Source organism: Streptomyces sp. NPDC030165 (genome assembly GCF_055573595.1).
The window spans coordinates 404,902-416,287 of sequence record NZ_JBVIBD010000006.1 but is presented as its reverse complement, the minus strand read 5'-3'; the positions used below and the strand labels follow the sequence as shown (position 1 = coordinate 416,287).

Annotated in this window: 6 protein-coding genes; 3 read left to right on the top strand and 3 right to left on the bottom strand. The window is 72.3% G+C overall.

Features of this window, described 5'->3' with window-relative positions; all coding sequences use genetic code 11:
- Positions 1-44: 44 nt before the first annotated feature.
- Positions 45-2,843, bottom strand: a complete 2,799-nt coding sequence (locus ACZ4Z1_RS14950; protein ID WP_468486985.1) for a YfhO family protein — start codon at positions 2,841-2,843, stop codon at positions 45-47.
- 208 nt (positions 2,844-3,051) lie between these two features.
- Here ACZ4Z1_RS14950 and ACZ4Z1_RS14945 point away from each other — a divergent pair, with 208 nt between their 5' ends.
- The 3 genes from ACZ4Z1_RS14945 (at position 3,052) to ACZ4Z1_RS14935 (ending at position 8,453) form a co-directional block, all read left to right on the top strand.
- Positions 3,052-6,027, top strand: coding sequence for a bifunctional glycosyltransferase/CDP-glycerol:glycerophosphate glycerophosphotransferase (locus ACZ4Z1_RS14945; protein ID WP_468486984.1), 2,976 nt, complete (start codon positions 3,052-3,054; stop codon positions 6,025-6,027).
- Complete coding sequence (locus tag ACZ4Z1_RS14940; protein ID WP_468486983.1) at positions 6,014-7,168, top strand: glycosyltransferase; 1,155 nt, start codon at positions 6,014-6,016, stop codon at positions 7,166-7,168. The genes ACZ4Z1_RS14945 and ACZ4Z1_RS14940 overlap by 14 nt, the downstream gene beginning before the upstream one ends.
- 64 nt (positions 7,169-7,232) lie before the next feature.
- Positions 7,233-8,453 carry a glycosyltransferase family 2 protein gene (locus tag ACZ4Z1_RS14935; RefSeq protein WP_468486982.1) on the top strand — a complete coding sequence of 407 codons (1,221 nt, stop codon included), beginning with the start codon at positions 7,233-7,235 and terminating at the stop codon, positions 8,451-8,453.
- A gap of 50 nt (positions 8,454-8,503) precedes the next feature.
- On the opposite strand, the gene galE is transcribed toward ACZ4Z1_RS14935, so the two are convergent.
- On the bottom strand, positions 8,504-9,481 hold the full coding sequence (gene galE, locus ACZ4Z1_RS14930; protein WP_468486981.1) for a UDP-glucose 4-epimerase GalE: 978 nt from the start codon (positions 9,479-9,481) through the stop codon (positions 8,504-8,506).
- A gap of 165 nt (positions 9,482-9,646) precedes the next feature.
- Entirely contained in the window at positions 9,647-11,296 is a 1,650-nt protein-coding gene (locus ACZ4Z1_RS14925; RefSeq protein ID WP_468486980.1) for a glycosyltransferase family 2 protein, read from the bottom strand.
- Positions 11,297-11,386 lie beyond the last annotated feature (90 nt).

Sequence of the window (11,386 nt, the reverse complement as noted above, 5' to 3'; positions counted from 1 at the left end):
GAGCCGCCACGTCCCAGGCGCAATTCTACTAATCAGGCGAAATGTCACGATTCGAGCGGAGGGGGTGGGCGGTGTACTCCGCCCCGGCGCCGCCGCACACCGCAGACGGCCGCAACGGCGGCCAGCACCCCCAGCGCGGCCCCGCTCACCGCCAGGCCCGGCAGCAGCCCGGGCGGGCGGTACGAGCAGTCCAGCCGCGACGCGCCCGCTCCGAGCGGTACGGCGATCAGACCGCCGAACGAGTGCGGGGCGCGCGAGGCGCCGCCGTCCACCCGGCAGCCCCAGCCGGTGACGGCGGGGACCGCGAGGACGGCCGTGCCGGTGCTGTGCGCGGGCAGTTCGGCGGACAGCCCGTGGCCGCCCGACGTGAGCCGTACCGGAGCCTGTTTGCGCAGGCCGGCGACGGCGGCGGTGAGCTTCGCGCGGCTCAGGCAGCCGAGCGGGTGCTCGGGGACGCGCTGGGCCTTCGGGTTGCTGAAGGACACCGTCAGGTGCCCGTCGGCCGGGACCGTGCCCAGGCCCCTGACCGGGTTCGCGGTCGTCTCCCGGATGCCGAACCCCGGGGAGGTATGGCCGAAGGCCCGTACCTTGCCCTGGTACCAGGGCGCGTACCAGAAGACCTCGGAGCCCGGCGCGCACCGCCCCGTGAAGACGGCCGCCCCGCCCCGGCGGGTGGCCGGCAGCCGCCACTCGCCGTCCACCAGGCGCGGAACCGGCCGCACGGACCCGCCCGAAGGCCCGGGTACGGCAGGGCCGGCTCCGAGGACCCCTGACCCCGAAGGCCCCGCCACGGAATGGCTCCCCGCTGCCGGGCCCCCAGCGCCGCCGCTGCCCCCGCCCGCCAGGCGCAGCGCGGGCACCTCGTACACCCGCGCCCCCAGCAGCCGTTCCTGGCGGGCGAAGACCGAACCGCCGCCGACCCGCGGATCGTGGCGTACGTCGATGCCGCGCGCGGCGGCCCCGCGCCGCCGCTGGTCCAGGCCGTCCACCGGCAGGCCGGGCCGTACGGTCAGCAGGGGCGCGGCGGCGGCCCGTCCCACGTCGACCGGGCCGGCCTGCGGACCGGTCCGGAAGGTGCTCACGCCCAGGACCGCGCGGCTGACGGGGTCCTCGACGCTGCGCGTGTGGCGTCCGTGGATGAACCAGCCGCCGCCCATCTCGCGCAGTGCGCGGGCGGTCCGTTCCGGTACATAGCTGCTGTAGTACGAGCCGCCCTCGCCGCCCAGCAGCAGGGGGTCGTTGTTGGCGAACTCGTGCGGGCCGGGGTCGGTGCGCGAGCGTGGCCAGTCCGCGCGCCTCTTGATCTCGCGGTGGACGGCGAGGGCCCGGTCATTGAGCGTGATCTTCGGCCGCCACCATTCGAGCTGGTCCCTGACGGCCGTCACGGAGAACGCCGCGTAGGCCGAGCCGAGGAAGACCGCGCAGGTCAGCGCGGCGGCGACGGCGACACGTACGGCCCGGCGCGCGGGGTGCCGGGCCGGCGCGACCAGCGCCGCGAGCACCACCGTGCCGCAGCCCAGCACCAGGATCCAGGTGGCCGGGCCGACCGCGCTGCGGCCGTGGCACAGTGCGGCGAGCACGGCGACCAGCACGCCGCCGGCCGCCAGCTCGCGCGGGCGCGGCCGGCGCGCCGCCGCCAGCCAGGCGATGATCACCAGAAGCGCGCTGAGTACGAAGGAGGCGCGGTACGGGCTGCCGTTGGGGACCGCCAGGCCGTGCCAGACCAGCAGTGTCGGCTTCCACACGAAGGAGACGGCGACGCAGGCGGCCAGCCCGTACCAGGCGACGCGGGCACGGACCGGAACGGCGCGGACGAACGGGAAGGCCGCCACCAGCAGCAGGCCCAGCATCCCGATGAACAGGTGCGGCGAGGGCACCGAGCCGCGCCCGCCGGGCAGCAGTTCCGCGAGGAAGTCCAGCGTCGGCGGCCGGCCCCGGTAGACCGCCTCCGGGGCGGGCCGGGACGCCTTGCTGGCCTTGAGGGTGACGATGATCACGGGGGATGCCAGCAGGATGCCGGTCAGCGCCATGGCGGCGGCGCGGGCCGCCGCGCGCAGCCGGTGCCGTACGGAAAGGTCCGTGGCGAGCAGCAGGCGTACGGCGAACACCAGGGCCGTGGCGAGGGTGGCCATCGCCGCCGTGTAGAAGTTCCCGGCCCAGGACGCGCCGACGAGCAGGGTGCCGGCCACCCAGCGGCGCCGGCGCAGGCACCAGTCGGCGGCGATGCCGGTCAGCGGCAGCGAGACCAGGCCCCACATCCACATGGGGTCGGCGGTGCCGTCGCTCACCACCCAGGCGCAGGTGCCGTAGCCCACCGCGAGCAGCGCGCGCAGCCAGGGCGAGCCGGGGTGCACCCGTCCGAGGAAGACGGTCATCAGCGCGGCGCCCAGGCCGATGCAGCCCAGCGTGACGAGGAACACCGGCAGCTCGACCAGGTCGCGGGGGAACAGGCCGACAAGCCAGGAGAACGGATTCATCAGATAGGTGAGGAAGTCGGCGAGAAAGGGCACGCCGTAACCGCTGTTCCAGTTGAGGGCCAGGTCGCCGGTGGCGCTGCCGTGCAGCAGGTCCCACAGATGGGCGTGGAACGGTACGAACTGATTTCCGAGGTCATTCACGGCACGTGAGCGGGTACCGAACGGATAGCTGCCGAGCATCGTCATACCGAGGCAATAGGCGCCCATGGCCAGCAATGCCGCGAAATACGGCGCGAACCGTGGCGTCGCCAGGCGTTCCGCCGGCGCGGTCAGCATTTTGATCGTCACATTCACGGGGCGCCGCGCTTCCCTGCTCAGCTGCGTCTTGAGCGAGTAGATGCCGCTTTTGGGTGATCCGCTTTTCATGTACGGCATGTCGGGACCCGGTTCTCGATGCGGGTGATCGTCCCCGGGTCGAGAGTCCTACGGTAAGCCAAATGTCCGCAATAATGCGGTTTGACAAGAGCAAGGTGCGGCGACGAACGTGCGCTCGTACGCCGGTCGACGGCGTGCCGGGCCGGTCGCTGGCCAAGGTAGCTTTGGGATCCCGCAGCGCTATGAAAAGAGGATTGGGGTGCCCGTGCCTGACGTCTCCGTAGTCGTGATCGTCTATAACGACGCCGACCGGCTGCCGACGGCCGTCCGGTCCGTCCTGGACCAGACGCTCCACGGAGTCGAAGTTCTGATCGTCGACGACTGCAGCACGGACAGATCCTTCGAGGTGGCCCAGCAGCTCGCCGCCGCCCACCCGGACCGGGTGCGGGCGCTGCAGCTGCCGGAGAACAGCGGCGGCTGCGGAGCGCCCCGCAACCACGGCGTCCAGCACGCCACCGGCGCGTACGTGATGTTCCTGGACAGCGACGACGTCCTGGAGTCGAACGCCTGCCGCAACATGCTGGAGGCGGCCGAGCGCACCGGCGCCGACCTGGTCTCCGGTATGTGCGTCCGGGTCAACGTCGATTCCCGTCACAAGAAGCAGACCGAGTGGTATCCGTGGCTGTACTCCCGGACCCGGACCATCGAATCCGTTTCCGAATTGCCCGACCTGCTGGTCTTCGACACGCTGTCGACCAACAAGTGCTATCGGCGTGAATTCCTCCTGGAGGCCGGGCTCGTCTTTCCCGTCGGCATCCACTACGAGGACCTGCTCTTCTCGGCCCAGGCGTACGTGGCGGCCAAGCGGATCACGCTGATCCCCAACCACGTCTACTTCTGGAACGTCTTCGAGAAGGCCGCCACGAAGTCGATCAGCAACCGGCGCCACGAGATCGCCAACTTCGCGCACCGCATGGAGATCCACCGCCGGGTGGACGAGCTGCTGGAGCGCGAGGGCCTGGACGACCTCAAATTCCACAAGGACGTCAAGTTCCTCAAGCACGACCTCGTGCTGCATCTGCGTGATCTTCCGCTGCTGGACGAGGAGTACCGCCGCGAGTTCGCCCGGATGGCCAACGGCTATCTCGCCGGTATCGCCCCCGAGGCGTACGAGCGGGTCCAGCGCATTCAGGCGATCTGCGCCTACCTCCTGGCCAAGGAGGACTGGCGGAATTTGATGCCCGCGGTGGACACCCTCATCAACCGCGACAAACTCTCCGCACCGCTGGCCGAACGCGACGGCCGTATCTACTGGTGCGCCGAACACCTCGACGACCCCGAGGGCCGCCGCGTCCTGGACGTCACCGACGCCGGCTACCACACCCGCTCGGTCGGCAAGCTGTTCCTGCGCAACCAGCTCACCGCCTACGAGGACGACGGGCGCGGCACGGTCCGGCTGGTCGGCACGGTCGTCAACCCGCTCGGCAAGATCGCCCCCGGCACCCCGCTGCGCGGCCGGCTCGAGCTCAGGGCCCGCCGCAAGAGCCTGCAGACGTTCTCCTTCCCGCTGACCTCGCTGCGCATCGCCGCGGACGGCCTGCACTGGGACGCCGAACTGGACCTCGCCCGCCGGCTGCGCCCGCTCGGCGTGATCGACGCCGTCTGGGACGTCCGGCTGATCCTGGACGCGGACGGCGTCACCACCCGCACCCGCCTGACCGTCGGCGGCGTCGACCTGGACAGCGCCCACGCGCTGCGGGTCCGCCCCCGGCTCACCCGGCTGGTCTTCGACCGCGTCGAGCCCGCCACCTCCAAGCGCGGCCACCTCACCTTCGTCCTGGACGCCCGGGGCAAGGCGGCCCGGCGCACCAACGAGGTGCTGCGGCAGGCGCTGCGCAGCCCCGCCGCCGACCTCGCCAAGACCGGTGTGCGCAAGGCCCGCAAGGCCCAGCGCGATCTGAACTCCGGCGAGACCAAACTGCGCGTCTACCACGAGGTGTTCAGCAAGCTGCCCGTCCGCAAGGGCCTGGTCGTCTTCGAGAGCCACCTCGGCAAGCAGTACAGCGACAGCCCCCGCGCCATCTACGAGGAGATGCGCCGCCAGGGCGTCGACTTCGAGGCCGTGTGGGCCTACGACGGCCGCAAGCCGGAGGGTTTCCCCAAGGACGCCACCCTCGTCAAGCGCTGGAGCTGGCAGTACCTGCGTGCCCTCGCCCAGGCCGAGTTCTGGATCGACAACCAGGGCTTCCCGCTGCGCCTGGTCAAGCGCCCGGAGACCACCTACATCCAGACCTGGCACGGCTCCGCCCTCAAGCGCATGGGCTTCGACGAGCCGCGCATGAAGCTCAAGACGCGGGCCGCCAAGGAGGACTTCCAGAAGGTCCTGGACCGCTTCGACCACTTCCTGGTCCGCTCCGAGCATGACGTACGGACCCTGGCCAACGCCTTCCGGCTGCGCGACGAGGTGCTGCTGCGCAGCGGCTACCCGCGCAACGACGCGCTGGTCGCCACCCGCCGCGCCGAGGAGGCGAGCGGTGTGCGCGAGCGCGGCCCGCTCGCCGAGGAACTGGGCATCCCCGCCGACAAGACGGTGCTGCTGTACGCGCCGACCTTCCGCGCCAATCCCAACGGTTCGGTGCGCGGCTTCGAACTCCCCTTCGACGTGGACGAGTTCGCCGAGCGCTTCGGTGACCGCTTCGTGCTGCTGATGCGTTCGCACTACCTGAACAACGTGGTGCTGCCGCCGTCCGTACGCGGCAAGGTCATCGACGTCACCGGGCACCACGACATCACCCCGCTGCTCCAGCTCGCCGACGGCATGATCACGGACTATTCCTCGGTGATGTTCGACTACGCCCTGCTCGACCGGCCGATGCTGTTCTTCGCGTACGACTACGAGGAGTACGCCAACGAGGCGCGCGGCACCTACTTCGACCTCAAGGAGAAGGCGCCGGGGCCGGTCCTGGGCACCGCCGAGGAACTCTTCGAGGCGATCGAGAACCTGAAGGCGGCGGATGACGGGCAGCGCGCGGCGCGGCGCCGCTTCACCGCCGAGTTCGGCGAGTACGACCAGGGCGACGCGGCCCGCCGGATCGTCGACCGGTTCTTCGGCGGCGCCGGCCATACCGTGGACAGCGGCCCGGCACCCGGCGACGCGCTGCCCGGCCCCACCGTCATCACCGGCGCCGCGCACAGCGGTTCTTCCGTGAAGGGGGAAGCCCATGACCGGGCGTGACATCTTCATCGTCAACAACAACGTCGACGAGATGGGCGGTGTGACCACCTGGTCCCACCAGATGGCCCGGCTCTTCACCGAGAGCGGCCACCGGGTGCACGTCGTCGGCGTCGTACCGGCCCCCGAGGAGCTGCGCGCCGGCCTCGGCGACGACCTGCCGTACGCGACGACGACCCTGTACGACGTGCACCCGCCCAAGGCCGTGCCGGCCGCCCGCGGCATCAAGGGCCGCCTGAACATCGCCGAGCAGCGGCGGCGCGCCGCCCGCCGGGCCGGAATGCAGGAGCAGGCGGACAAGCTCAGCGCACTGTTCCGCGGCGCCCGGCCGGACGGCGTGGTCATCGTGACGCAGGTGTGGGCCATGGAGTGGGTGGCGCTCGCCGACACCGCGGGTCTGCCGGTCGTCGGCATGACCCACGAGTCCTTCGACGCCTGCCGCAAGTCCTCGCGCTTCGGGCGGGTCAAGAAGTACTACAAGGGCGTGGACCGGCTGCTCGCCCTCACCCGCGAGGACGCCGACCTGTGGATCCGCCAGGGCATGGACAATGCGGACTTCATGCCCAACCCGCTGCCGGTGACGCCCGAGGTGCCCTCCGACCGCACCGCGAAGGTCGTCGCCAGCATCGGCCGGCTCTCCGACGAGAAGGGCGTCGACCTGCTCCTCGACACCTGGGCCATGGTCGCGCCGGACCACCCGGACTGGACCCTGCGCATCTACGGCTCCGGTGACGACGAGGACCTGCTGAAGAAGCAGGCCGCCACGCTCGGGCTGGACGGCTCCGTGGAGTTCATGGGCCGTACCGACGACGTGGCCGGCGCGCTGCGCGGCGCGTCCGTCTTCGCCCAGGCCTCCCGCGCCGAGGGCTTCCCGCTCTCCCTCATGGAGGCGATGGCCAGCGGCGTGCCGTGCGCGGCGTTCGACTGTGCGCCCGGCGTCCACGAGATCGTGCGGGACGGTGAGGACGGCCTGCTGGCCGTGGTCGGCAACACCACCGAACTGGCCCGGCACATCGACGCGCTGATCTCCGACAAGGAGCTGCGCGACCGGCTCGGCACGGCGGCGCGGGAGAACGTCCAGCGCTACTCGACCGACCGGATCACCCAGCGCTGGGAGGATCTTTTCGCCCTGCTGGAGCGTTGAGATCTGTGGTCCGGCCCCGCGCGCCGCGGGGCCGGACCGTACCGGACGACGGAAGGGGCACCTCGTGGCAGCAGACCGTCCGCCCGCCCCCGGCGGCCGGGGTCCGGACCCGGTCGTGTCGGTCGTCGTGCCGGTGCACAACACCCTGCGCTACCTCGGACCGTGCCTGGGCTCGGTCTTCGCGCAGAGCCTCGGCCCGGACGCCGTCGAGCTGATCGCCGTGGACGACGGCTCCGACGACGGCAGCGGCACCTGGCTGGACGAACAGGCCCGTACGCACCCGAACCTGACGGTGCTCCACCAGCCGCCGTCGGGCGGCGCCGGTCGGCCACGCAACGTCGGCATGGACCACGCCCGCGGCCGGTACCTCTTCTTCCTCGACTCCGACGACCACCTCGGCACCGAGGCCCTGGAGCGGCTGACCGCGATGGCCGACACGTACGGCTCGGACATCGTGTACGGGCGGATAGCCGGCGTCGGCGGGCGCCCGGCCCCCGTCGACCTGCACACCACCAGCCCCCGCGTCACGCCCTACGACTCGCCCGTCTACTGGACGCTGGCCGCCTACAAACTCTTCCGCCGCTCCTACGTCCAGGAGCGCGGCCTGCGCTTCGTCGAGGGCCGGCTGCTCGCCGAGGACCTGCCCTTCGGCATCCGCGCCCTGCTCGGCGCGGACACCGTCTCCGTCCTCGGCGACTACGACTGCTACTACCTCCAGGGCCGCGACGACGACAGCAACGCCAGCCGCCAGGACCTCGACTGGCCCGAGCACCTGGGGTACATCGCCACCGTGCTCGCCCAGGTCGCGGAGCTGGTGCCGCCGGGCCCGGAGCGTGACACGCTCATGGTCCGGCACTTCCACGGCGAGATCCTCGCCCAGTTCGCCGCGCCGTACCTCGCCCGTGACGCCGCGGGCCGCCGCGCCATGGCCAAGGCCGCCCGCCCGCTGGTCGAGGCCTACCTCACCGACCGGGTGCTGGCCGCCCTCCCGCCGCGGCTGCGGCTGCGCGCGCACTGCCTGCGCGAGGGGATGGTGGGGGAGCTGAGCGAGATCGTACGGGCGGACACGGAGCGGGAGCCGGGGCCGCCGGTGACCGGTGCGGACGGCCGGGAGTACGCCGCGTACCCGTACTTCCGCGACCCGGAGCGCGGCATTCCGGACGCCTGCTACGAACTGCGGCCCGGACGGCCGGCGGAGGGCCGCACGCCTGAGGAGGGCGACGAGCCGGCGGAGGCAGAGGAGCCGGCGGAGGCCGACGGGCCCTCCGAGGACGGCCGGGCCTGAAAAGCCGTCCGCCCCCGGCACGGCCGGGGGCGGACGCGAGAGTGCTCGGATCAGGCGCCGGCGCGGTGGTGCTGCCAGCCCTCCCAGGCAGAGGTGATCATGTCGCGTACGTCGTGGCGGGCCTTCCAGCCCAGCTGACCGGCGATGCGGTCGGCGGCGGCGACGACCCGGGCCGGGTCGCCGGGGCGGCGCGGGGTGACCTCGGCGACGGCGTCGGTGTGGCCGGTGATCTCGGTGATCAGGTCGACCATCTCCTTGACGGAGACGCCCTCACCGCGGCCGATGTTCAGCGTCAGGTCGCGCACCGGGCCGGGCTCGGCCAGCTTGCGGGCGGCGGCCAGGTGGGCGTCCGCGAGGTCCGCGACGTGGATGTAGTCGCGGATGCAGGTGCCGTCCGGGGTCGGGTAGTCATCACCGAAGATCCGCGGCGACTCGCCGTCGGTGAGCTTCTCGAAGACCATCGGGACGATGTTGAAGACGCCCATGTCGGCCAGCTCGGGGGTGGCGGTGCCGGCCACGTTGAAGTAGCGCAGGCAGGCGGTGTTGATGCCGTGCGCCTTGCCCGCCGCGCGCGCCATCCACTCGCCGACGAGCTTGGTCTCGCCGTACGGGTTGATCGGCGCGCAGGGAGTGTCCTCGGTGACCAGGTCCACGTCCGGCATGCCGTAGACGGCGGCGGAGGAGGAGAAGACGAACTGGCCGACGCCGCCCGCCGCCATGGCCTCCAGCAGCGTCTGGAGGCCGTGCACGTTCTCGCGGTAGTAGTGCAGCGGCATCTCGACGGACTCGCCGACCTGCTTCTTCGCGGCGAGGTGCACGACACCGGTGATGCCGTGCTCGGAGATGGTCCGGTCCAGCAGCTCGCGGTCCAGGGTGGAGCCGACCACCATCGGCACGCCCTCGGGGACCCGGGCGGCCACGCCCGTGGAGAGGTCGTCGAGCACCACGACCCGCTCGCCCGCCTGTGTCATGGCCCGTACGACGTGGGCGCCGATGTAGCCGGCGCCGCCCGTGATCAAGTAAGACATCTCGCCATCCTAAAGTGGTCGTTGCTCGTCGGGTGGTGCAGGTGCGGACGCCGGCGGGCAGCGCCCGGGGGGCCGTACGGCCGTGTCCGGCGCGCTGACCGGGGCCGTCGCGCGGCCTCCGCCGTGCCGGGCCCGGCCGCCGCCGGCCGGGCCGCTGTGACGTGACTAACGAGCGCGCCCGCCGCCGCGGCGCAGCTTGCGGGCCGCGATCTGCCACGCGGTACGCATACCGGACGCCACCCGCAGCGCCAGCGCGCCGCCGGTGGTCGCGTACGGCTGGGCCAGCAGCAGGCCGTGCCGGGCGCTGGGCAGTGCGTGGCGTCGCAGTCCGGGGCCGGTCGCCCGCAGCGCTGCGTGCAGGACCGAGCCGTCGGCGCAGCGCACCTGAGCGGTCAGGTCCCACGGGACGGGGGCCCCGGAACCGTGGCCGCCACGGGGGATCAGGGCGCCGAGGTCGAGGGTCGTCTCGGCTGTCCAGCTCTCCCCTGACGGGTCCGGGGTGAGCGTGGCGGTGTGCACGGGCCCGCGGTGGCCGTCCGCCCGGCGGCGCAGCTCCACGTCGATGCCGGCCGGCTTCGCGGCAGCCACCCGCCCGTACAGGTCGTGCAGGCGCAGCCGCAGCACGGAGCGGGTGCCGAGGACGGGCTCGGCGTCGACGGTCACCGGCAGGTCGTCGGCGTGCAGCGCGTCCAGGCCGTCCAGTTCGACCTCGGGCAGGTCGCGCGACCACACGGGCCGCCCGCCGTCGCGCTCGTACGGCGGCAGCAGCCGTCCGGGGCGGGCGGCGAGCTGGGTGAGCCGGTCGCAGACCAGCGGCGCCTCGGAGGCGAGCAGCACCCGGGCGAGCCAGCGGGCCGGGGCGGTGGCGGCGAGCAGTTCGCTCTCCTCGAAGCCGGCCAGGTAGTCGCGGGTCAGCCGCCACCACTGCTGCCGGTAGTCCGTGCCGCGGGTGTGCAGCTCCCGGACGTACATCCGCAGGTCGTGGTCGAGGAACTTGGTGCGCGCGGCGTGCGCGAGGCCCTTGTGCCCGGCGTCGGCGAGGATCCGCACGCTGGTGCGGTGCGCCTCGATGCGGGACTCCCAGTTGGCGACGTCCTTGCGGTCCAGCGAGATCGACTGCTTCTCGGCGCTGCGCCGCACGTGCCAGACGTAGACCTCGTCGGGGACGACCGCGAGGCGCGGGGCGGCGGCCAGCACCCGGGAGGTGAAGACGAAGTCCTCGTAGGTGAAGCGGCCGTCGGGGAAGAGGATGCCGTGGTCGAGCAGGAAGGCCCGGTCGTAGAGCTTGTTGACGCACAGGGTGTCGCCGACCAGCTCGGGGTGGGCGGTGACGGGATCGTGCAGCGCGGGCGCGCGGTAGAGGTCCGGCTGCCAGGGCACCTCGCGCGGCCCCGGCAGCTCGCGGCGCACGCACAGGCCCGCCGTCACCGGGGTGTCGTGGCGCAGCGCCGCCTCCAGGAGGGCGTCGACGGCGCCCTCGGGCAGTACGTCGTCGCTGTCCAGGAACATCACGAAACGGCCCGTGGCGGCCCGCAGTCCGTCGTTGCGGGGCGTGCCGCAGCCGCCGCTGTTGTCCTCGCGGTGGATCACCCGCAGCCGCCCGTGCTCACGCGCGAGGCCGTCCAGAACCTGGCCCGTGCGGTCGGTCGAGGCGTCGTCGACCGCGATCACCTCGGCGATCGCGTCCCCCTGCGCCAGGGCGGAGCGCACCGCCTCGCCGACCAGCGTGGCGTCGTTGTAGGCGATGACGACGATGCTGACCTGCGCGGACGGTGTGATGGCAGGCCCCGGCCGCGGCTCTGGGGCTTCATTCACAGTCACTACATCTACATTTCGTGTCGGTGTGGTCGGCGCCGGAGGCCCCCGTGGCTCGCGCCCTTGTGCACAGTGGCCGCAAGCCGGCAC